This is a genomic window from Pseudoalteromonas sp. S16_S37, assembly GCF_014694405.1.
Lineage (GTDB): Bacteria > Pseudomonadota > Gammaproteobacteria > Enterobacterales > Alteromonadaceae > Pseudoalteromonas.
Map to the genome: position 1 here is coordinate 152719 of NZ_JAAUWV010000004.1, position 23532 is coordinate 176250.

The following is a 23532-nucleotide window of genomic DNA, read 5'->3' on the forward strand; positions in this document are numbered from 1 at the left end:
TCAGTATGTTTAGAAAACCTACACTACTTGCCGCAACAATGATAACAATGCTATCGGCAAGCAATGCAATGGCAAAAATGTCGGCAGATGAAGTAGCACGTTTAGGAGCAGATCTGACTCCAATCGGCGCTGAAAAAGCAGGTAATAAAGACGGTTCAATCCCTGCTTGGGATGGTGGTATCACTAAGCCGCCAGCTAATTATAAACCTGGTATGCACCACCCAGATCCATTTGCTGATGATAAAGTATTGTTTACTATCGACAAGTCAAACCTTGATAAGTACAAAAACTATCTAAGTCCTGGACAAATCGCTTTGTTTGAAACGTATCCAGATACGTTCAAAATGAACATTTATCCAACTCGTCGCAGTGCTTCATATCCTCAATTTGTATATGATGCAACCAAAAAATATGCGTCAACGGCTGAGCTTATCGAAGGCGGAAATGGGATTAAAAACACCGCGATTGGTATTCCATTTCCAGTGCCAAAAGATGGTTTAGAAGCTATTTGGAATCACTTGTTACGCTATCGTGGTTTATCGATAGCCCGTTTTGGTGGTCAAGCTATGCCAACTGAGTCGGGTGATTACAACTTAATTGGCTTTGATGAAAAGTTACTGGTTAAATATTCGGCGCTAGATGCAACGCCGGAAGAACTAAAAGAGTCAAATGTACTATTTAAGTTCAAGCAGAGCGTAACAGAGCCTGCGCGATTAGCTGGTACTGCGTTGTTAGTACATGAAACGATGGACCAAATATTAACGCCGCGTCAAGCTTGGACGTACAACACGGGTCAACGTCGTGTTCGCCGCGCGCCAAACGTTGCGTATGATGCACCAGGAACGGCGTCTGATAGCTTACGTACAACCGATGATTTTGACATGTTCAACGGTTCACCAAATCGTTATGACTGGACATTAAAAGGTAAGCAAGAGCTTTATATTCCATATAATAGCTACAAGCTTCACAGTGATAAGCTTAAGTATGACGATATCTTAAAGCCTGGTCACATTAATCCAGAGCACGTACGCTATGAAAAGCACCGTGTATGGGTTGTTGAAGCTAACTTAAAAGAAGGTACTCGTCATATCTACAAAAAACGTGTGTTTTACATAGACGAGGACAGCTGGCAAATTCATATTGCGGATCTTTATGATAACCGCGACCAAATGTACCGCGTGGCGATGGCACATGGCTTGAACTATTACGAAGTACCAACACATTGGAGTACATTAGACGTATATCACGACTTAAACTCACGTCGTTACTTGGCTATTGGCCTAGATAACGAAGAGCAAATGTACGACTTTAGTCAGTCATTCCAAGACAATGAGTTTACACAAAGTGCGTTACGCCGAGAGGGTAAGCGCTAAGTTAGCTCTCAACCAACTATTGCTAGCGGTTAAATTGGCTGCTAGCAATTCTGTTTATTTGGCGAGTTCTCGCCTCCTGTCACGTTTATTTGAGTAGTTTCAGCATGATAAAAACATCCATTGCGAGTGTCTGTGTACTATTTTGTACTTTTGTGAGTGCGCAAGTCGCTCCAGAGTCTGCATTGCAAGTTCAGCATCCCCAAAGAACCCTATTTACAGACATTGTTGATAATGAAGGTACGCTGATAGCCGTTGGTAAACATGGCACTATCGTGACAAGTGAAGATGGTCAACATTGGCAGCAGGCACAGGTGCCTATCCAGTCATTGTTAACCGCAGTGACTGCCGTTGGTGCAGATAAAGCTTGGGCATGCGGTCACGATAGCAGCATTTTGTTTAGTAGTGATAAAGGTCGAACATGGCAGTTGCAGCAATATTTACCTGAGCAGCAAAAGCCGTGTTTAGATATTGAATTTGTAGATGAGAATGTCGGTTTTGCAATTGGTGCCTACGGCATGTTTTATGAGACCGAAAATGGTGGCAAAACGTGGCAAAAACGCTTTATTGACGATTTTGTTCATCCTGATGACAAAGATTATCTGCGCGATTTAAAAGAAGATGACCCTCGTGCATATGAGGAAGAAACCAAGTTTATACTCCCACATTTTAATCGTATCTTGGTACAAAAAGGTCACCTTTACTTGGTGGGTGAGATGGGATTGGTTGCCCACAGTGAAAACATGGGTAAAAGCTGGGAGAGACTAGAAGAGTTTTATCCTGGTTCGTTTTTTGCGATAGCACCTTATGCAGAAGACCAAATTATCGTAGCTGGTTTACGTGGAAATGCCTTTATCGCAAGCATTGATACCCTTGAATTTCAAAAAATAACAACGCCAGTTAAGGCCACTGTGAATTCACTTGTGTCTTACAAAGATACCTCTTACATGTTAGCAAATAGTGGTTTTCTATTTGGTTATAGTAAAGGACAGGTGACATCGTCACAGTTAAGTAGCGGTCATGCGATATTATCAGCCGTTACGTTTAAAGATAAATTGATTTTAGCCACTGAAAAGGGACTAAAAACTTGGGAGGCTAAGAAGTAATGCAAGCCGTTTTAAACAAATTAGAATATGCGGTGTTTCGTCACAGAATGGCAGTGTTGTTGCTATTTACAGCCTTAACATTTTTATTAGGCTATAAAGCGACACAGATTCAGCTCGATGCATCATTTAACAAAAATATTCCTTTGCAACATGAGTATATGCAGTTGTATTTGAAGCATGAAAAGCAATTTGGTGGTGCAAATAGCATTTTAATCTCTGTGTGTGATGAAGATGGCGATATTTTCAATCCCGACTTTTTCAAACAACTTAAAGCAGTTCACGATCAACTCTATTTTATACCTGGTGTAAATAGACCTTTGGTTAACTCTATTTTCTCGCCAAGTGCGCGCTTTGTTGAAGTTGTTGAAGATGGTTTTGCGGGGGGTCCAATTATCCCAGCAAATTTCACAGCAACTGAGCAGGGGCTTGCTGTTGTTAAACAAAATATAGAGAAGGCAAATGTAGTTGGCCGTATGATAGCCAGTGACTACAGTTGTGCTATGGTGAGCGCGCAGCTCATGGAGATCGATCCGCAAACGCAAGAAAAGTTAGACACACTTGAGTTTGCCAAAAAACTTGAATCGCAGATCCGCGAACCGCTAAGTACAGACAAAGTCAGTATCCATATAATTGGTTTTGCCAAAATGGCTGGTGATATTGCCGATGGCGCAAAAGGTGTGGTGTTGTTTTTTGCTCTGGCAATCGCTTTCACTTTCATTATGGTTTGGCTGTTCTGTAAAAGCTTTAAGCTAACGCTATTACCAATAGCTTGTTCAATAATTGCTGTTGTTTGGCAAATGGGCTTACTGTCTACCCTTGGCTTTGGCTTAGATCCCATGTCAATTTTGGTACCATTTTTAGTGTTTGCCATCGGCGTGAGCCATGGTGTGCAAATGATCAACTCGATTGGTAAAAAAGTTGCTGAGGGCGTATCGAGTAAAGTGGCGGCACAAGCCAGTTTTAAAGCGTTGTTGATCCCAGGTGGTATTGCGTTACTCTCTGATACTGTAGGATTTTTAACGTTATTAGCAATAGATATTGGGATTATTCGAGAGCTAGCTATCACTGCGAGTTTAGGTGTTGCTGTTATTATTTTCACCAATCTTGTTTTGCTACCCATTTTAGCGTCGTACTTCAATTCAAGTAAGATCAGAAGGGTGGACGATGGTAAAACCGTTTCTCACAACGTATTTACCCATTTGAGAGAAGCGCTGGTATGTGCCACAGATAAAAAGTGGGCGAGCGTTATTTTGGTGGTATCTGGGTTATTATTCGCGTTTGGCTATTGGCAGTCGCAAAATATGCGCATTGGTGATTTACACGCAGGCGCACCCGCATTACATCAAGATGCACGTTACAACCAAGATACATTTTTAATATCTGACCGTTATGCAATTTCTTCAGACATTTTAAAAGTCATTGTTGAGGCATACCCAGCGGCATGTACCGAGCATGATACTATGGCAAGGATCAGTCGCTTTCAATGGCGGGTAGAGAACCTAGCTGGCGTACAATCAGCGGTATCATTAAGCTCCGTTGCACAAGCGGTAAATGCTGGCTACAACGAAGGCAATCAAAAGTGGCAAACGTTACCTAGAAATAGTGCGTCATTGGTGCAAGCAACATCTCGAGTTGAGACCAGCACAGGCCTGCTCAATGGCGATTGCTCGGTCATGCCAATCATTATTTTTATGCAGGACCATAAAGCAGAGACCATAGATCATGTTGTCTCTAGTATTAAGCAGTTTGCACAAGAAGAAGACACGGACAAGGTACAGTTTAAACTTGCATCCGGCCCAATTGGTGTAATGGCTGCAACGAATGAGTCTGTTTCCGCTGCACAGTTACCTATGATGATCTACGTATATGGTGCGGTTATCATTTTGTGTTTATTAAGCTTTAGAAGTATTAAAGCGACGGTTGCAGTTGTGTTGCCTCTATATATCGTCTCAACGCTCGCACAAGCATTGATGGTTAAACTAGAAATTGGCTTAACAGTCTCTACTTTACCAGTTATTGCATTAGGCGTAGGTATTGGGGTTGATTATGGTATCTATATTCTATCTTCAATGATGGGGCAGTTAAAACAAGGTGTGCCACTTGCTATCGCTTATCGAAACGCGTTAGCAGAGCGAGGCAGCGCTGTGTTGTTTACAGGTATCACTTTGGCAATTGGTGTTAGTACCTGGATTTTCTCCGCATTGAAGTTCCAAGTAGACATGGGCATTCTTTTAACCTTCATGTTTTTGGTTAATATGCTTGGTGCGGTGCTATTATTGCCTGCAATTGGCACTTTACTCTGGACCGACCAGAAAAAAATTCGTGAATAAATGTGCTTCTAAATAGCCAGTATTGGCTATTTATATCTATATTTTGTGAATAGATGAGCAAATAGCTGAAAAGCTTAAAATGTTTTCGTCGAAAAGGCTGTTTATTAGCGTCAGAAAGGTTAAAATTCTACTGACTCCACGCTAATAAACAGCTGTACAAATAATCTACCGTTCAAAGGTGGTATAGATTAAGGAACACATATGACACAAAATGAAGGTCCAGCATCAGTTATCCTCGATAACGTATGTAAGTTGATCCACAAGAAAGTTCATGCAGAGAACGTGTCACTCGTTGAAACATTTGCCAAAGCCTTGTACAGCAATATGTCTAAAGAGGACTTGGCAAACCGCAACGATAGTGACCTATATGGCGCTGCACTTAGTCTTTGGAATTCTCTCGAAAAAAATAACTCAGATGAAGCGGTGATCCGCGTATTCAATCCTGAGGTGGCAAAAGATGGCTGGCAGTCATCTCACACCATCGTAGAGATCATTGCTAAAGATATGCCTTTCTTAGTTGACTCAGTACGTATGGCAATGAATCGCGAAAATATTGTTTCGCATTTGCTATTGCACTGTCCGCTCAAAATTCAACGCGATGATGCTGGAAAAATAGCTGCTATTTCAAATCTAAAGGCAGAACAAGAGTCGACATCGACTAAAACTGTGTTCTTTATTGAGATAGACCGTCAGACAGATAAAAATGAGATTGAAGCTTTTACAAAAGAGCTTGAATCAGTACTACAAGATGTGTCTTTGGCGGTAGAAGACTGGTTACCCATTCGAGATAAGCTTAAGGCTGTTATTAAAGACTTGCCAAAACGCCACTTTAACTGCGATGAAAGTGAAGTTAAAGAAGCTATCGAGTTTTTAGATTGGTTAACTCAAGATAACTTTACCTTCATGGGTTATCGTCAGTATGACTTAACACCAGTACAAGGTGACTACGAACTTAAGCACGTAGCTGAAACAAGTTTAGGCTTGATGAAAAAATCAGCAGATGCTCAAGGCCGACTGCTTTCAGAATTACCTGAGGTTGCTCGCAAAGAGGCACGCAGTGATAATCTTCTGATACTAACAAAAACAAATTCACTGTCACGTGTACACCGTCCTGCATACGTAGATTATGTTGGTATCAAGCGCTTTGATAACAAAGGTAATGTGATAGGAGAAGACCGTTTTATCGGTTTATTCTCATCAAGTTTTTACAACAATAGTGCGGCTGATGTGCCTGTGCTAAGAGGCAAAATCAACCGCATTATGCAAATGTGTGATTTTGCTAAAGGAACGCACGCATACAAAGCAGTGTTAAATATTCTTGAAACATACCCACGCGATGAACTAGTGCAAGCTCGAGAAAGCGAACTTTTAGAAGTGGCTACGGGTGTATTGCAAGTACAAGAACGTGACATGTGTCGTTTGTTTGTGCGCAAAGACATTTACGGACGCTTCTTTTCTTGTATGGTATATGTACCAAGAGAGCGCTATAACACCGCACTTAGACGTGAAACTCAACAATTATTGGCCAATGCGTTCCAATCAAAAGAAAAAGTTGAATTCACCACATATTTCTCTGAGTCTACGCTGGCAAGAACGCATTACACAGTGCGCGTAGCTGACAACAATATTGAATATAACGTGAAAGACATCGAAAACAATTTAATCGAAGCGGCCCGCACATGGGAAGATAAACTTCATGATGCACTATTAGAAAGTGCTGGTGAGGCTCGTGGCAACGAGTTATTTAGAAAGTACTCGTCGGCGTTCCCAGGCGCATATAAAGACGAAGTGTTGCCAAGTGCTGCAGTGGTAGATATTGAGAAGTTAGAGCAACTTGATGATGAGAACAAGCTAGACATGCTTTTCTACCGTCCACAAGAAGAAGCAAATTCTCAAATCGTTCGTTTAAGCTTGTTCCACAAAGACGAGCCGATCCATTTATCTGATGTTATGCCAATGCTTGAAAACTTTGGTTTACGAGTGATTGGTGAAACACCGTATGCGATTAAGTCTAGTGATGGTCAAGTAAACTGGATCATGGACTTCTCAATGCTGCTTGATAGCAAAGGTATTGCCGATTTTAATAAAGTATCTGCTCGTTTTAGAGCTGCACTTACTAATGTTTGGCATAACCGCCTAGAAAATGACGGCTTCAACCGCTTAGTTTTATTGGGTGGTTTGACGGGACGTGAAGCGTCAATCCTGCGTGCATACGCAAAATATATGCGTCAAATTGGGGTTACGTTCTCACAAAGCTATATTGAGAGCACCTTTGATCATTACCCGCATATTGCGGCTAAAATTGTAGATCTATTCGTTAAAAAGTTTTCACCGACAAAACCAGCATCGCAGAAAACTATCGACAAAGTTGTTGCTGATATATATGAAGAGTTGGAAAACGTAGCGAACCTAGATGACGACCGTATCATCCGCTTGTATGTTGATATGATGAATGCAACGCTGCGCACCAACTTCTTCCAAAAAGAACAAGATGGTACTAATAAGTCTTATGTTTCATTCAAGGTTAAGCCTAGCGAAATTCCTGATATGCCGCTTCCTCTACCTGCGTATGAAATTTTCGTTTACTCACCGCGCGTTGAAGGTGTTCACTTACGTGGCGGTAAAGTTGCGCGTGGTGGTTTGCGTTGGTCAGACCGTCGTGAAGACTTCCGCACCGAAGTCTTAGGCTTAGTTAAAGCGCAGCAAGTTAAAAACACAGTTATTGTGCCTGTTGGTTCTAAAGGTGGCTTCGTTTGTAAGCAGCTTCCAACTGATCGTGAAGCGTTCTTTAAAGAAGGCCAAGAGTGTTACAAGATTTTCATCCGCGGTTTATTAGATATTACCGACAACATTGTTCATGGCGAAATTGTTCCGCCTGAAAGTGTAATTCGTCACGATGAAGATGACCCATATCTAGTAGTAGCTGCCGACAAAGGTACAGCGACCTTCTCTGATATAGCCAATGGCATTGCATTAGAATACAACTTCTGGCTAGGTGATGCATTTGCATCAGGCGGTTCAATTGGTTATGACCACAAGAAAATGGGTATCACAGCCAAGGGGGCTTGGGAGTCTGTAAAACGTCACTTCCGTGAAATGGATATTGATTGTCAAACAACTGACTTCACAGTTGTTGGTATCGGTGACATGGCAGGGGATGTATTCGGTAATGGTATGCTTCTATCTAAGCACATTAGATTGCAAGCGGCATTTAACCACATGCATATCTTTATTGACCCTAATCCAGATGCAGCTAAGTCATATGTTGAACGTGAACGTTTATTTGCACTACCACGCTCGTCTTGGGAAGACTATGATAAGTCGTTAATTTCTGAAGGTGGCGGTATTTTCTCGCGTGCTGCTAAATCAATAACGCTTACGGCTGAAATGAAAAAAATGCTCAATACTAAAAAAGTGAGCATGACACCAAACGAGTTAATTAAAGCATTATTAATGATGCCATCTGACTTACTTTGGAACGGTGGTATCGGAACCTACATCAAGCACTCTAAAGAAACCAATGCAGAAGTTGGTGACCGTGCAAATGATGCATTGCGTATTAATGGTGCTGAGCTGGGTGCAAAAGTATTTGGTGAGGGTGGTAACTTAGGTGCTACGCAATTAGGTCGTATTGAGTTTGCAAGCAAAGGCGGACGTATTAATACCGACTTTATTGATAACGTAGGTGGTGTTGCTTGTTCAGATAACGAAGTAAACATTAAGATTTTGCTTAATGGTTTAGTTGCAGAAGGTGACTTAACTAAGAAGCAGCGTGATGAGTTACTATACTCAATGACTGATGAAGTAGCACAACTGGTATTAGCAGATTGTTACCGTCAGACACATACTTTGTCGATCACTAAGTCTAAAGGCCCGGCTACACTCAAAGAAAAAGTACGCTTTATTCATGCGCTTGAAAAAGAAGGCAAGTTAGACCGTACAATTGAGTTCTTACCGACAGATGAAGAGCTTGCAGAACGTGCTGCGGCGGATAAAGATTTAACTCGCCCAGAGCTGTCTGTACTCGTTTCATATTCGAAAATGGTGCTCAAAGAGTCTTTAGTTGTTGATGAAGTATCTGAAAACCCGTATTACCGTCAATTACTAGTAAACTCGTTCCCCGCGCCTCTGCGTGAAAAATTCGGTTCCGCGATGGACAACCATCCACTGCGCAAAGAAATCATAGCCACCAAGTTAGCAAATAGTATTGTTAATGATATGGGCTTGAACTTCATGGTTCGCATGAACGAAGAAACAGGCGCGAGTGATAGCGAGATAGCTCTGTGTTATTCGATTGCAAGTGCTATTTTTGAGATGAAGAGCACATGGAGCGCAATTGCTGCGCTTGATAATAAGATCCCAGCTGCGGTTCAGACGGAAATGTTGTATCAACTTCGCCGTACAGTTCGTCGCGCAACACGTTGGTTCTTACGTCATCGCAATAAGGCACAGACCATTGGTCAAACCATCGAGTTCTTTACTCCAATCTTTAAAGATGTAAGCAAAAACCTTAACAGCTATATGGTTGAAACAGAGAGCGCTTCAATTTTGGCTAATGCCAAGAAACTTGAAGAGCAAGGTGTACCGAGTGATATCGCAATGCGCATTGTATCATTATCGAGCTTGTTCTCTGTAATGGACTTAGCTGAAGTTGCACATAACTCAGGTCGTAAAATTAGCCTAGTTTCTAACACTTACTTTAAGCTTGGCGCGAAAATGGGTTTACACTGGTTCTTGGATCAGATCACTGCGCAGCAGGTATCTAACCATTGGCAAGCATTGGCTAGAGCTTCATATCGTGAAGAACTAGATTGGCAGCAACGTTCTCTTTCAGAGGTTGTACTTAATAGCTTCGACAATGATGACGAAGACGTTAATGCATTGATTGAGAAGTGGATGGAGAACCAGTCAACGTTGTTATACCGTTGGCAGCAAATGCTTCAAGAGTTTAAGACCTCGCAAAGCCACGATTTTGCTAAGTTCTCGGTTGCGTTACGTGAGCTTATGTTGTTAAGCCACAACTGTGACACTACCAAATAATTTTTAAATCGTTAAAATACCCCGGCCTTGCTGGGGTATTTTTTTGTCTGCATGCTTATGCAGATTGTTATGTTACTTAGGATCTTTTAGGAGTTTTCATGTTTTATGATATTGCGCGTCGCTATATGTTTAGCCGTGATGCTGAATGGGCACACGAATTTGCATTAACTAATCTGCGTCGTTTTGCACATACCCCTTTGAGTATGGCATGGTCGCAGTCAGTCGCGGATAAACCAGTAAACTTCCTTGGCTTAGAATTTAAAAATCCAGTGGGGCTCGCTGCGGGTTTAGATAAAAATGCTGAATGTATAGAAGCCTTTGCGCAAATGGGCTTCGGTTTTCTTGAAGTTGGTACGGTAACGCCACGACCACAAGCAGGAAATGACAAACCTCGTATATTTAGATTACCGCTAGCACATGCCATCATTAACCGCATGGGCTTTAACAATAAAGGCGTTGATAACCTAGTCAACAATGTCAAAGCTGCGAAATATGATGGGATCTTAGGGATCAACATAGGTAAAAATAAAGATACACCAAATGAGAAAGGAAAAGACGACTACATTCACTGTATGAGAAAAGTGTTCGAGCATGCTTCATATATTACCGTGAATATTTCCTCTCCAAACACGCCAGGTTTGCGTGACTTACAATATGGTGATGCACTTGACGATTTACTACAAAGCTTGAAAAACGAGCAAATGGACTTAATTGCCAAACATAGTAAATCAGTTCCTATGCTAGTAAAGATTGCACCTGATATTGACGCTGTACAAGTGGCGCAAATTGCTGAATCTCTTGTAAAAAATAGAATTGATGGAGTAATTGCGACTAATACAACGTTGGAGCGTACGGCTGTTCAAGGGATGCAATATGGCACTGAAGCTGGTGGATTGTCTGGTCGTCCAGTACGCGAAAAATCGACATTTGTTGTGGGGGAACTTAAACGTTTAACCGAGGGCAAACTGCCAATTATTGGTGTAGGCGGCATTGACAGTGCCGAAGCTGCAAAAGAAAAGCTGGCAGCAGGTGCGTCTTTATTGCAAGTCTATACCGGCTTTATTTATGAAGGTCCTACGTTGGTGAAAAGGATCGTTGACGGTTTATAATGATCAGTTATATAACTAAATGATCGTAAACAAATTGTTCTTATAAATATTTTCACACCTTAGAATTTTTAGTTATACTCCCACGTACTATTCAATAAATTAAAATAGTACGGGGAGAATCATTTTGCAGGCATCTAAAGAGTGGCAATGGATTAGTTGTCGCCAAAGAAATCGTTTGCTTGTAGATTTAGGTGAAGAGTTGATACTCTGCACGCCTTTCCGTTTGCGTCAATTAACACAAGACGCCTACTCAGATCCCCACCTAAGCATTGTTGAAGCCGCCTATTATCAAAATGTTTTTGCGTATTTACGTAGTTTTAATGTTTGGTCTGAGCCACAATGTTGTCAAATCGCACTTAACGCAACCGCAGCAAAGTTTTACTTATTACCTGTGCAAGCAAAAAGTTGGTTTTTTGAAACTTACACTGGTGACCAACCATGTACTGAGGCCATTGTACGCTTGAGAACGACACAGCAAGAAGGTGATTTCTTCATCGTAGAACAAGTCGACGGCGCATGCTTATGTATTAGTTTAAGTCTTCAATTTGCTCTAGATGAAAACTTATCTTTAGAACAGTTTCAAGCTATCAAAGTGCTTAATAACCGAATCCACCCATTATTAAGCTGTAATAAAATTTCCAAAATGGCGTGATCAAGCTGTCTCTAACCTATGTTATACTCGCTGGTAATTGAATATAAAGGGTTAGTACATTGCAATTTATCGCGCTCACATCTATTGGTATCGAACATCTCTTAGCGGAAGAACTTCAACAAGCAGGACTAGAACTGGTCAAGCAAAATGTTGGCTCTATTCGTTTTAATGCTGATAATCTAGCCGCGCAAAAGTTTTGTTTAACAACACGTTTCGCCACTCGTGTTATGTTGATGATTGACGAAAGTGAAGAGATTAAAGACAAAGCAGCGCTTTATAAGTTTGCAAGATTTCAAGCTTGGCAAGATTGGTTTGGTCCAACTCAAACATTTGCAATAGAGTTTAACGGTACCAATACAGAGCTGAAAAATACTCAGTTCTCTGGTTTAGTTATAAAAGACGGCATTGTAGATTATTTTAATGATCTCTATGAGCAGCGTCCAAACGTAGACAAAACTGATCCTAACATCAGAGTTATCGCAAAACTGAATAAAAACAAATGTGCGTTATACATCGACTACTCAGGACCTCGTTTATCAGATAGAGGATACCGTACGCGTCAAGGTAAAGCGCCAATTCGTGAACATCTTGCTGCTGCCTTAGTGAAGCGTAGCGGCTGGCTTGAAGACACCACTCGCCCTTTATTTGACCCATGTTGTGGCTCAGGTACGCTGCTGATTGAAGCGGCTTGTATGGCGAATAATATCTATAGCAACTTAAATCGAGAGTTCGCATTTAAGCGATTACCAAGCTTTAGAAAAGCCAAATTTGATGAAATACAAGCAGAATTAAAATCAGCACAAAAAGACAATAAATTGTGGATCATCGGATCAGACTTTGATCAAAAGGTGGTTGCTGTTGCTGAGCAAAATGCCCAAAGAGCAGGGGTTAGCGAGCACATTCAGTTTAGCGTTAAAGATGCCAATGCTTTGGGTCAGGTTGCAAAACGTTCAGGGGTTGTACTGAGTAACTTACCTTATGGTGAACGTTTAGGGTCAATGGCCGAGCTAGTTAACTTGTACCGTAATATGGGGATCGCGTTTAAAAAGCATTTTAAAGAATGGCGATTAGCTTTACTGGGCACAGACGACAGTTTGTTTAAGTTGTTAAAGCTATCTAGAGAAAAACGTTACAAATTTAAAAACGGTCCGATTGATGTTGAGCTAAATATGTATGAGCTTAACGAACGTCAAGTAACACAAAACGAACAGAAAGTAGGCCTCAACTTTGAGGGCTCTACTGCGTTTGCAAATCGTTTGAAAAAGAATAAACAGGCACTAAAAAGTTGGCTCAAAAATGAGCAAATTAACGCATATCGCGTGTATGACGCCGACATTCCGGAATATAACGTTGCTGTTGATGTGTATAATGATTCGGCCGTTATCTTTGAGTATGCCGCGCCTAAAGAAATAGACGACAACGTTGCACAAAAGCGTTTGCAGGATGTGATCACACTTACCGCCGAACAGTTACAAATTGCGCCACAGAACATCGCAGTAAAGGTTCGTAAAAAGCAAAAAGGCGAGTCACAGTACACAGCGATGGATAAGCAAAATCGTTATGATACGGTAGAAGAGTTTGGCGCTAAATTTAAAGTTAATTTGTTTGATTATCTCGATACGGGGCTATTTTTAGATCACCGCTTGGCGCGTCGTTACATTCAACAAAATGCCAAAGACAAACGCTTTTTGAATTTGTTTTCTTACACGGGTTCAGCATCGGTGCATGCCGCAATCGGTGATGCAAAATCGGTTATGACGGTAGATATGTCAAAAACGTATCTAAAATGGGCAGAAGAAAACTTTGCGTTAAATAACTTAAAGAACCCGCGTTATCGCTTTGAGCAGGCAGATTGTTTAAAGTGGCTGGAGCATGCGCAAGGTCAGTATGATCTGATATTTTTAGACCCGCCAACCTTTTCTAACTCGAAACGAATGAAGGACGTATTTGATGTACAACGAGACCACATTCAGTTACTGACTTGGGTTAAAAAGATCTTAAGCCCAAAAGGCGTGCTTATTTTCTCAAACAACAAGCGCGGTTTTAAAATCGATGAAGTCGGTTTGATTGGACTTGGCTTAAAAGCGCAAAACATCTCAAATGAGACATTATCGCCAGACTTTAAGCGTAATAAACAGATACACAACAGCTGGTTGATAACCCATGGCTAAATATGTTTTATACCACACAGAAGGTTGTCATTTGTGTGAACAAGCTTATGAATTGATGTTGCAGCTCATACCATCTGAGGAGTTTGAGCTGATAGATATAGTAAGTGATGAAGCCTTGATGGCTGCATATCAAACATCAATTCCAGTAATGAAAAGATGCTCTGATGAAGAGGCCATATATTGGCCTTTTGATCAGCAAAAAATTCAACAACTCGTAGAATAATATGGATTTAATTAGAATATCAAAAGCGCAATTAGCGTTTGGCACACACCCTTTGCTGGACAATGCCGATGCGGTTATCGAAGCCGGTGAAAGAGTCTGTATCGTTGGTCGAAACGGTGCTGGTAAATCTACTTTACTCAAAGTACTTGATGGTGAAGTGTTACTTGATGACGGTGAAATTAACCGTGTAGGAGAGTTAAAAGTCTCTCGTCTTGAACAAGACCCACCTAAAGGCGCACATGGCTCCGTATTTGATTATGTAGCCAATGGCTTACCTAATATTGCTGAATTGCTGATTGAATTTAATCATGTTAGCGAAGCGCTGCAGACGGATCAATCACCAGCCTTGTTGGGTAAACTTGAGAAGCTGTCGAACAAAATTGAGGCGGCAGATGCTTGGCGTTTTGAAAGCCGCATTAAGTTGGTTTTAAGCCAGCTTGAACTCGAATCAAATATGCGCTTGGAAAAGCTCTCTGGTGGATGGCTGCGCAAGGTTGCGCTTGCAAAAGCGCTGGTCAGTGAACCCGATCTACTCCTTCTAGACGAACCAACTAACCATTTGGATATGAACAGCGTTATTTGGTTGGAGCAGTTTTTAAAAGACTTTAAAGGCGGCATCGTGTTTATTTCGCACGATAGGGCGTTTATCAGAGCAGTCGCTACACGTATTCTTGATTTGGATAGGGGCAAGCTGATTTCTTATCCAGGTGACTATGCTAAATACTTAGAGCAAAAAGCACACGACTTAAAAGTAGAAGAATCGCAAAATGCGTTATTCGACAAAAAGCTAGCCGAAGAAGAAGCTTGGATCCGTCAAGGGATCAAAGCGAGAAGAACGCGTAATGAAGGACGTGTTCGCGCACTAAAAGCACTTCGAAATGAGCGTAAGCAACGAGTCGAACAAGTGGGTAAAACTGACTTTAATATTGAAACAGCAGAGCGCTCAGGCAAGTTGGTGTTTGAAGCACAGCATGTGCATCATGCTTTTAAAGATAAAATTATCGCTAAAGATTTCTCAACACTTGTGATGAGGGGCGATAGAGTGGGTCTTGTTGGGCCTAATGGTGTGGGCAAAACAACACTACTCAAATTATTGTTTGGTGACTTAGCTGCAGACGGCGGAAAGATAAAGCAAGGCGTGAATTTAGAAGTTGCTTATTTTGATCAGTATCGTGAAAAACTTGATGAAGAGGCAACGGTGCAAGACAACGTTGCAGAGGGTAAACAAGAAGTGATGATGGGTGGAAGAAGTCGTCATGTACTTGGCTATTTGCAAGACTTTTTGTTTCCTCCAGCCAGAGCTCGAACTCCTGTTAAGGCTTTGTCGGGTGGAGAGAAGAATCGCTTACTTCTCGCCAAGCTGTTTTTGAAGCCATCCAATGTGTTGGTATTGGACGAACCAACCAACGATTTAGATATCGAAACGCTAGAACTGCTTGAAGACATTATCAACCAGTATCAGGGCACCATCTTAATCGTCAGCCACGACCGTGAATTTATTGATAATACTTGTAACTCAGTTTGGGCATTCGAAGGCAGTGGTCAAATTACTGATATCGTTGGTGGTTATACAGATTACGAGCAATATGTTGCTATGCGTCAAGCGCAAGCAAAAGAACTTGAAAAACAAGTTAAGCAAGATGCAGAAAAGCAAGCGAAACAAAGCAAAGCAAGTAATAACAAAACAACCAAGCTAAGTTACAAATTAAAACTTGAATTAGAGCAGTTGCCAAGTAAAGTAGAAGCACTTGAGCAAGCACTAGAACAGCAACAAGAAATAGTAAATGCCCCAGACTTTTTCAAGCAAGATGCACAAACTACGCAAAGTGCGTTGAACGAATTAGCTGAACTTGAGTCGAAGCTTGAAATCGCGTTCGTGCGTTGGGAAGAACTAGAAGCATTACAAAATCAGTAGTAAGGAATAAAATGAAGCACACATTTTTAGCTGTAAGCATTTTTGCTGGCTTAAGTAGTCAGGCACTTGCAGCTACCTACCAATTAACAGAGTTGCCTCGCTATGAAGGCGGTAAATATACAATAATCTCAGATGTTAACGATAATGGCCAAGTTATCGGTGCTGCAACAAACTTATTTGGGCTACCCATTGACGTTAGTTACATCGACTTCGAAGATACCGACATAAAGAATGCTTATACTCAAACTGAAAAGGCGTACAAAGACATAGACGAAGTAATATCTTTTACGTTAGAAGATATTAAAAATGGTGTAGCTGCAACGAATGCTGATGCAATTAGCTTTATGTTGAACTTTTTGGGAGCACGAGCAAGTTCTGCTGAATATCAAAAACTTCAAGATAGGATAGCGCTTAATATTGATGCTGTATCGGCACAAGAGCAAGTGATATTTGATGTTGAGGATGCCGATACTAATGGTTTAACTCGTTCAACGTCAAACTATTTGACTGCTATTAGTGAAGATGGGGTTATTGTTGGTTGGGGGTCATCACCTTTTTCGAAAACCACTTTTACGCCTGAAGGTGAATCGCAAGCAAAGACATACTTTATCCGTGATTGGAGTTCTAGGGGTATAGTATTAACTCCTCAGGGTGAAAAGATAACATTAGAGCCAGCATTTTCTGAGCATGGTGGCTATAGCATGGCGTCAGATATTCGTAAGCTAGATGATGGTGGTTATGTTGTTGTTGGTCAATCAAGCACTGGTATCCCAGAGAACCGCCAGAAAAACTACGATGATAACTGTGATGATAAAGATGAACCTTTACAAGTTTGTCGTTGGATAAGGCAACTATCATCTAGTCGAACATTTTATGACTTGAGAGCATTTAAGTGGCAGCTAGACGAAAACTTTAATGTAGTTAGCTCGCAAGACTTAGGTTTGGGTTTAACACCTAAAGAAGACGAAGACGATGCTTTTATCAGTGAAGCTTTAGCCGTTAACAAAGCTGGGATTGCGGTTGGTTATTCACCCTACAGAGAAGGCGATGACTACTACCCATATGGCGTAGCAGGGTATTTTAAAGACGGTACTTTTAAAGCATTTAAAAAGTTAGAAAGATGGTACGAAATAGGCAAAGCAACAGATATCAATAATAACAACATTGCCGTTGGTTATATGGCGGATAGAATTAGCAACACCATTAATGATCAATATGCATTTTATTACGACCTAAATGAAGATAAATTTGTTGAGCTGCCATACTTTTTTAAAGGCTCAGATGCCATTGCGACTGATATCAATGATGCAGGATTTATCGTAGGCCAAGCACGAGTTGAGAAGGACGGTGCTAACCGTCGCAGAGAGGGCTTTATCTACCAAATAGGTGATGATAAGGTTACCAATATTAACGATTTACTGCCTTGTAAAGATAGTAATGGAAACAACTATCCATACACTATTGCTGAGGCAATTAAGATCACTGAGTCAAACCATATTTACGCAATTGCGACTAAAACGGTAGAACGTAGAGACCGCTTGGGTAACATTGAAAAAGATAGTAAGGGCAATATCGAGTACGAATCTGTGACTCTCCCTGTATTGTTAACACCCATCTCGGGTGGCCAAGTTGAAAGCTGTCCACCACCAGAGGCGGAAACGTATGAGCGTAAATCAGGAAGTGCAGTGTTTTTGAGTTTGCTAGCGCTACCATTTGCATGGCTGCGAAGAAGAAAGTTGAAATTAGCGAAAAGCTAACAGATAACCAGAACAATAAAAAAGCCCTTAAGGGCTTTTTTATTGTCTATATTTTATATCTATTGCTTATTTCTAGAAGACCAAGCCTTATTAACTGATCTTCGCCATAAGTAGTCGATGCCAAAGTAACCTATCACAGAGGCAACACTTGCACAGATCAAAGAGCCTACCATAAATGCGGGACCTATGGTGGACAAGCTCTGAGTTAGCCATTCCCAGCTCGCCTCAAAATGAAATGGCTGAGTCTCTTGACCAAGGGCAAATACGCCGACCAAATACGAGCAGTAAAAAATGGGCGGCATGGTGAGAGGGTTGGTTAACCACACTAAGGCAACTGACAGAGGCAAATTTACGCGAAATGGAATCGCAAAAGCAGCAGCTAGTACCATTTGAAAAGGAACAGGGATGAATGCGAAGAACAACCCCACAGAAAATGCGCCACGGGCAGAGCGTCTGTTCAAATGCCAAAGGTTGGCGTCATGCAATAAACGACCAAATATTTTGAGTGACTTTTGCTGTTTGATCTTATTGTGATCGGGTAAAAATCGTTGGATCGTTTTCTTAGCCATACTGTGAAACCATATACGTCAATTCTCTTCGGGTGTGGGTTTTGTGTAGGCTGTTTGATAACCGTATTTTTTTACGAACACTGGCAGTTTTATAGCAGCTTACTTTTCCTACTGGTTGTCGCGCATTATTTTAAGCCGTTTTGGCTATTATTGTTAGGGTTTATTTTAGCTATTTTTTCAGTATCGGTACATTATTGGCTTTTTTACAAGCAACCTGAGTTAGAAGAGGAACAATTACAGGCTGTTAGTATAGAAGCTCGGATAGAAAAAACCTTTTCGGATGATTATTTGCGCATCAGGCTTACCAAAATAGCTGAAGAATCACTGCCATGGTACCGACAAGTTTTTGCAAATGTTGCTTTAAAGGATACTACAAACAAACTAGAAAGCGGCTTATACGTAAAAGCACTCGCAAAACTAAACCCGTATCGCAGTCGTAAAAACTTCGATAGTTTTGACGGTGAACTCTATGCATTTACGCAAAAGCTCCACTACAAAGGTCAATTGACTCAGATCCAGTCGTTCTCCACAGCAAAAGCGAATGTCATTACAGTTTATCGCCAGTGGTTATGGCAAAACCTAGATGGCTATCAATTATCTTGGCTATATTACACGCTACTTAGTGGAGACAAATCACAAATAAGTGCTGAAAACAAACAACGCATGCAACAGTTGGGGCTTAGCCATATGCTCGCAATATCAGGGCTGCATGTAGGTATTGTATATGCCCTAGGCTTTTATATGAGCCAATGTTGTTGTTTTTTTGCTAGCTTATTTGGTGTAAGGTATAGTCAACTAAATGATTTGAATCGATATTACGCTTTTGCAGGCTTAACTTTTAGCATACTGTATGTGTTATTAAGTGGTTTGGCTGTATCGGCACTGCGTGCATTACTCATGCTTTCGGTATTGGTGATTGCTTATTTTTTTGCAAGGCAAATAATCAACTATCGCGTGTTGCTATTCGCCCTGTGTGGTGTACTCCTCGTTGATCCGTTTTCGGTTTTAAATCCCGGATTGTATTTTTCATTTATTGCTGTGTACTGCATTTTTAGTTTTGTCAGAATGTCGGCTAACAAAATAAATGCAAAGCATTTTGCTACTCAGTTAATACTTCTACAACTCATATTGGGTGTGCTACTAGCCCCATTGAGTAGTTACTATTTTTACGGAATTAGCGTCTCTTCATTAATCACCAATATCGTTTTTATTCCTTTATTGACATTTTTGTTGCTGCCAGCACTGGCTTTGCTGTTGATTAGTTTTTTATGCGGTTTTACGTTTAATTGGTTTGCGCTAATTGATGAGGCCATATTTGTAATCCTTAAGCAATTAACTGAACTACTGCTAGATGCTGGTTGGTTAAAAACACAGCCCTTTGCTTGGCAATATCTGGTCATTTTTTACTTATCAATCTTGCTGTTTACACATTGTAAAGTATGGCGCGCTATCGCAATGATTCCGATTGTTATGGGTATAACTAATGCAATCAGCGAACCACAAATAAAGTGGCAAATAGACGTGATAGATGTTGGCCATGGTACCGCCGTATTGATAACGGTTGGCAAGCAAGCGCTGCTTTACGATCTTGGTGCTAAGTACTTCGATCGTTTTTCAATATTTGAACGTGTTGTGAAACCTTATTTAGAAGCGAATAATCTTCAGTTGTCACAGGTTATTTTAAGTCATCAAGATAACGATCATGTTGGTGGTATTAACGAGCTGCTTGCGTACATCGGTAGTAGACCTTTGAACGTTTTCCACAATGGGAAAACACATACCAGCTGTAATATTATTCAAACAAAGTTTGCACAGATCTTAACCGTGGAATCACTTTGGCCAAGTCATGTTATGTCTAGCGACAATAATAATTCTTGTGTTGTAAAGGTAAGTGATGGCCACTATTCGTTGCTATTGACAGGTGATATTGAGCGCATTGCTGAACAGTTATTGGTCAAACAAGCAAGCTCAAAGTTGAGCAGTGATATATTGCTGGTTCCGCACCACGGCAGTAATACCTCTTCGAGTAATGAATTTATCAGCGCGGTTCACCCCCAAATTGCAATTTACTCAAGAAGCTATTACTCGATTTGGCATTTACCACACCCTAAAGTGGTAGAGCGTTATAATCAAGCAAGTGTGACGCAGCTTGATACTGCACTCGAAGGCCAGATACGCATTAAGGTGACAAAAAGTGGATTACTCATAGGATCCGCGAGGAAAAGCCATCAATTTTGGTTTTTGTAACAGGCAAAGCACAGATTTTTGCTTATTTTTTGGCGTTTTTACTTCAATAATAAAGGTTTGGCGACATTGCATTTTGTTTTTGAGCAGTGCCAAAGTACAATAGACAGGTTTTCAATCGCAGAGAGTTTTTATGCAACAAAGTGCCAAACAAGTCTATCAACGGTTATTAAAATATACATTTGACTTCAAAATGGTTGGCATATTTTCTGTCGTAGGCATGTTGGGCTATGCGGCAATGGACGCATTGTTTATTAAATTGATGCAACCGTTTATAGATGACGGTTTAACACAGAGAAATACAGAAGTATTAACCTGGGCACCTATCATTGTGATTGCGCTAGTATTGGGGCGTGGCGTATTTAATTATATGGCATCTTATTGCTTAAGTTATTTAGGCTCTCAAGTTGTACAAAGGCTACGACAGCAGTTATTTGAGCACATGCTATATTTACCAGTCTCTTTTCATGATCAACATTCAAATGGAGATATGATCTCTAAAGTCACCTTTGATACCGAGCAGGTCCAACAGGCGATTACGCGCGCTTTACAAGTAATGATAAGAGAAGGTGCGTTTGTGTTATTTCTTTTAGTTGTTATGTTTGACGCAAGCTGGCAGTTGTCGTCTATCTTTCTTGTGATAGTGCCGCTGGTGGCAATTATTGTAAACGTGGTTTCCAAGCGCTTTAGGAAAATTTCTAAAAACATCCAAGATGCAATGGGCGAGGTGACCAAAGGGTCTGAGCAGATGCTGGCTGGGCACAAAGTTATCCATGGTTTTGAAGGGCAAAACAAAGAAATTAACCGCTTTGCACAGGTGAACAACCACAACCGCCAACAACGAGTAAAAATGGATGCCACGCGTGCATTAAGTGTGTCGGTTATTCAAATTTTAGCGGCAAGCGCAATGGCATTGATTTTAGCCATCATCGCAATGCCTTCAATGATAGACACAATTACTTCAGGAACCTTTGTTGCGTTGCTGTCTTCTATGATGATGATGCTACGACCACTGAAGCAATTGGCTAACGTGAATGGTGAGCTGCAACGTGGTATTGCAGCCGCGCAAAGTATATTTGATATACTCGATACGCCGACTGAGCTAGACACTGGAACAAAAGAGATCACATCTTGCAAAGGCGAAATAAAAATTAACAATCTCACCTTTTGCTATCCAACGAAGCAAGAGCCGGTTATTAGAGACCTAACATTACATATCAAGCCAGGCGAAAACATTGCCTTGGTAGGGCGCTCAGGTTCAGGTAAGTCGACATTGTCGAATTTGCTTCCTCGTTACTACGACATCTCCTTGGGAGAGATACTGTTAGATGATGTTCCTATCCAGCAATACAAATTAAAAGACTTACGCCGCCAGTTTTCTGTTGTATCTCAACAAGTTGTTTTATTTAACGACACCATAGGTAACAACATTATGTATGGCTTAGAGCAGCCTTTATCGAAAGAGCAGCTCATTGATGTGGCTAAGCAAGCACATGTTTGGGAGTTTGTAAAAGATTTACCTGAAGGTTTGGACACTGTTGTTGGCGAAAACGGCGTTATGCTGTCAGGTGGACAAAGACAGCGTATTGCAATAGCAAGAGCCATTGTGAAAAATGCGCCAATTCTTATTTTAGATGAAGCGACTTCAGCGTTGGATACCGAGTCTGAGCGGCTGATCCAAGATGCACTGGAGACGCTCATGGCTGATAAAACATCGATTGTGATTGCACATCGACTTTCTACTATTGAAAAGTCAGACAAGATTTATGTACTAGAGCAAGGTAAAGTTATCGAGCAGGGCACCCATCAGGCATTACTTGCGTCGGGCGGCACATACGCAGCGTTATGCCAGATGCAGCATGGAGCATAGTGTGAGTAAAATAGAGAAAAGTTGGTACCAAAGCAAAAGCTGGCTAACCTTTTTACTCTTACCCTTAAGTGGATTATTTTGGGCACTAAGTACGCTGCGGTGTTGGTCTTTTAAAGTGGGCTTGAGTAAGACTTTTCGTGCTCATGTACCTGTTATCGTTGTTGGTAACATAGGTATTGGCGGTAATGGCAAAACGCCCTTTGTATTATGGTTGGTGCCATTTTTACGTTCTTTAGGCCTAGAAGTGGCGGTGATAAGCCGAGGGTATGGTTCTAAAGCACCGTATTATCCCTTTTTGGTAACACCTGATAGCAGCGTAGGTGAAGCGGGTGATGAGCCATTTCTGTTGGCTGCAAGATTAGATTGTCCGGTTGTTATAGGAGCTGATCGAAGAGCCAGCTGTGAGCTTATAAATAAGCGCTACAACGTAGATGTTATTATCTCAGATGATGGCTTGCAGCACTATCAAATGCACCGTGATATAGAGCTTTGTATTGTTGATGCGCAGCGCCGCTTTGGCAATGGCTGTTTAATTCCAGCAGGCCCGCTTAGAGAGTTACCAAGTCGGTTAAAAAATGTTGATTTGTTAATAGAAAATGGTGGGAATGCGCCGTTGAGTTACACATTGGCGCAAACAGGTATTTATCAAGTTTGCAATAACCAGCGAACTGAGCAATACCCACTACAAGGGGTTGCAATTAGCGCTATAGGTAATCCGCAGCGATTTGAAAATAGCCTCAGAGAACTGGGCATAAGCATAACCGATACTCAACATTTTAGGGATCACCACGCCTATAGCATCGAAGATTTTAAAGCGCATACTAATCAAGCTATATTTATGACTGAGAAAGATGCCGTGAAATGTCACGCATTTGCTAATGACAACTGGTACTATTTACGCGTTGATGCAAAGCCAAGTGATGCATTGCAATCATCCATAAAACAAATTTTAAAACAAAAAGAGATTTATCATGGCATTTGATAGAAAATTACTTGAGATTTTGGCATGCCCCGTATGTAAGGGTAAGCTACAGTACGATAAAGAAAATAGCGAACTTATCAGCACTGCGGCAAAGCTTGCTTATCCAATTCGTGATGATATTCCTGTATTACTTGAAGATGAAGCCAGAGAGCTAAGCTCAGATGAAGTAGAAAAGTGGCATGCATAACGCCTGT

General features: G+C 41.1%; 15 protein-coding genes. 14 read left to right on the forward strand and 1 reads right to left on the reverse strand.

The genetic code is table 11. From position 1 onward, the window contains the following. Positions 1-5 precede the first annotated feature (5 nt). From HC733_RS03820 to HC733_RS03865, 10 genes are all read left to right on the forward strand, one after another. A complete protein-coding gene (locus HC733_RS03820; protein WP_190363721.1) occupies positions 6-1373 on the forward strand; it encodes a DUF1329 domain-containing protein in 1368 nt (455 codons plus the stop codon). Between the two features lie 104 nt (positions 1374-1477). Further along, on the forward strand, positions 1478-2476 hold the full coding sequence (locus tag HC733_RS03825; RefSeq protein WP_190363722.1) for a WD40/YVTN/BNR-like repeat-containing protein: 999 nt from the start codon (positions 1478-1480) through the stop codon (positions 2474-2476). Further along, positions 2476-4806 (forward strand): efflux RND transporter permease subunit, encoded by a 2331-nt coding sequence (locus HC733_RS03830; RefSeq protein WP_190363723.1) that lies wholly within the window; start codon positions 2476-2478, stop codon positions 4804-4806. The genes HC733_RS03825 and HC733_RS03830 overlap by 1 nt, the downstream gene beginning before the upstream one ends. Before the next feature lie 201 nt (positions 4807-5007). Further along, on the forward strand, positions 5008-9846 hold the full coding sequence (locus HC733_RS03835; RefSeq protein WP_190363724.1) for an NAD-glutamate dehydrogenase: 4839 nt from the start codon (positions 5008-5010) through the stop codon (positions 9844-9846). Positions 9847-9944: 98 nt separating this feature from the next. Continuing rightward, the gene (pyrD, locus tag HC733_RS03840; protein WP_190363725.1) at positions 9945-10955 is read left to right on the forward strand and encodes a quinone-dependent dihydroorotate dehydrogenase; all 1011 of its coding nucleotides are present in this window, start codon (positions 9945-9947) and stop codon (positions 10953-10955) included. A 121-nt stretch (positions 10956-11076) separates the two neighbouring features. After that, a complete protein-coding gene (locus tag HC733_RS03845) occupies positions 11077-11607 on the forward strand; it encodes a cell division protein ZapC domain-containing protein (protein WP_190363766.1) in 531 nt (176 codons plus the stop codon). A 59-nt stretch (positions 11608-11666) separates the two neighbouring features. Next, on the forward strand, positions 11667-13778 hold the full coding sequence (gene rlmKL, locus HC733_RS03850) for a bifunctional 23S rRNA (guanine(2069)-N(7))-methyltransferase RlmK/23S rRNA (guanine(2445)-N(2))-methyltransferase RlmL (RefSeq protein WP_190363726.1): 2112 nt from the start codon (positions 11667-11669) through the stop codon (positions 13776-13778). Beyond that, positions 13771-14001, forward strand: coding sequence for a glutaredoxin family protein (locus HC733_RS03855; RefSeq protein WP_190363727.1), 231 nt, complete (start codon positions 13771-13773; stop codon positions 13999-14001). The genes rlmKL and HC733_RS03855 overlap by 8 nt, the downstream gene beginning before the upstream one ends. Position 14002: 1 nt before the next feature. Beyond that, on the forward strand, positions 14003-15916 hold the full coding sequence (gene uup / locus HC733_RS03860; protein ID WP_190363728.1) for an ATP-binding cassette ATPase Uup: 1914 nt from the start codon (positions 14003-14005) through the stop codon (positions 15914-15916). Positions 15917-15927: 11 nt separating this feature from the next. After that, positions 15928-17673, forward strand: coding sequence for a DUF3466 family protein (locus HC733_RS03865; RefSeq protein ID WP_190363729.1), 1746 nt, complete (start codon positions 15928-15930; stop codon positions 17671-17673). A gap of 59 nt (positions 17674-17732) precedes the next feature. On the opposite strand, the gene HC733_RS03870 is transcribed toward HC733_RS03865, so the two are convergent. Further along, entirely contained in the window at positions 17733-18242 is a 510-nt protein-coding gene (locus tag HC733_RS03870) for a DUF2062 domain-containing protein (RefSeq protein ID WP_190363730.1), read from the reverse strand. Between the two features lie 54 nt (positions 18243-18296). Here HC733_RS03870 and HC733_RS03875 point away from each other — a divergent pair, with 54 nt between their 5' ends. The 4 genes from HC733_RS03875 (at position 18297) to HC733_RS03890 (ending at position 23525) form a co-directional block, all read left to right on the forward strand. Further along, positions 18297-20489 carry a DNA internalization-related competence protein ComEC/Rec2 gene (locus tag HC733_RS03875; RefSeq protein WP_190363731.1) on the forward strand — a complete coding sequence of 731 codons (2193 nt, stop codon included), beginning with the start codon at positions 18297-18299 and terminating at the stop codon, positions 20487-20489. 130 nt (positions 20490-20619) lie between these two features. After that, on the forward strand, positions 20620-22356 hold the full coding sequence (gene msbA, locus HC733_RS03880) for a lipid A export permease/ATP-binding protein MsbA (protein WP_190363732.1): 1737 nt from the start codon (positions 20620-20622) through the stop codon (positions 22354-22356). A 1-nt stretch (position 22357) separates the two neighbouring features. After that, entirely contained in the window at positions 22358-23338 is a 981-nt protein-coding gene (lpxK, locus tag HC733_RS03885; RefSeq protein ID WP_190363733.1) for a tetraacyldisaccharide 4'-kinase, read from the forward strand. Then, entirely contained in the window at positions 23328-23525 is a 198-nt protein-coding gene (locus tag HC733_RS03890; RefSeq protein ID WP_171624443.1) for a Trm112 family protein, read from the forward strand. Before lpxK ends, HC733_RS03890 begins: the two co-directional genes overlap by 11 nt. Positions 23526-23532 lie beyond the last annotated feature (7 nt).

Excerpts from the sequence above, each read along its gene's own strand:
- HC733_RS03870 (WP_190363730.1), bottom strand. The coding sequence starts at position 18,242 with ATGGCTAAGAAAACGATCCAACGATTTTTACCCGATCACAATAAGATC.
- HC733_RS03835 (WP_190363724.1), top strand. The coding sequence starts at position 5,008 with ATGACACAAAATGAAGGTCCAGCATCAGTTATCCTCGATAACGTATGT.
- HC733_RS03855 (WP_190363727.1), top strand. The coding sequence starts at position 13,771 with ATGGCTAAATATGTTTTATACCACACAGAAGGTTGTCATTTGTGTGAA.
- pyrD (WP_190363725.1), top strand. The coding sequence starts at position 9,945 with ATGTTTTATGATATTGCGCGTCGCTATATGTTTAGCCGTGATGCTGAA.
- msbA (WP_190363732.1), top strand. The coding sequence starts at position 20,620 with ATGCAACAAAGTGCCAAACAAGTCTATCAACGGTTATTAAAATATACA.
- uup (WP_190363728.1), top strand. The coding sequence starts at position 14,003 with ATGGATTTAATTAGAATATCAAAAGCGCAATTAGCGTTTGGCACACAC.
- HC733_RS03825 (WP_190363722.1), top strand. The coding sequence starts at position 1,478 with ATGATAAAAACATCCATTGCGAGTGTCTGTGTACTATTTTGTACTTTT.
- HC733_RS03830 (WP_190363723.1), top strand. The coding sequence starts at position 2,476 with ATGCAAGCCGTTTTAAACAAATTAGAATATGCGGTGTTTCGTCACAGA.
- HC733_RS03890 (WP_171624443.1), top strand. The coding sequence starts at position 23,328 with ATGGCATTTGATAGAAAATTACTTGAGATTTTGGCATGCCCCGTATGT.
- HC733_RS03865 (WP_190363729.1), top strand. The coding sequence starts at position 15,928 with ATGAAGCACACATTTTTAGCTGTAAGCATTTTTGCTGGCTTAAGTAGT.
- HC733_RS03820 (WP_190363721.1), top strand. The coding sequence starts at position 6 with ATGTTTAGAAAACCTACACTACTTGCCGCAACAATGATAACAATGCTA.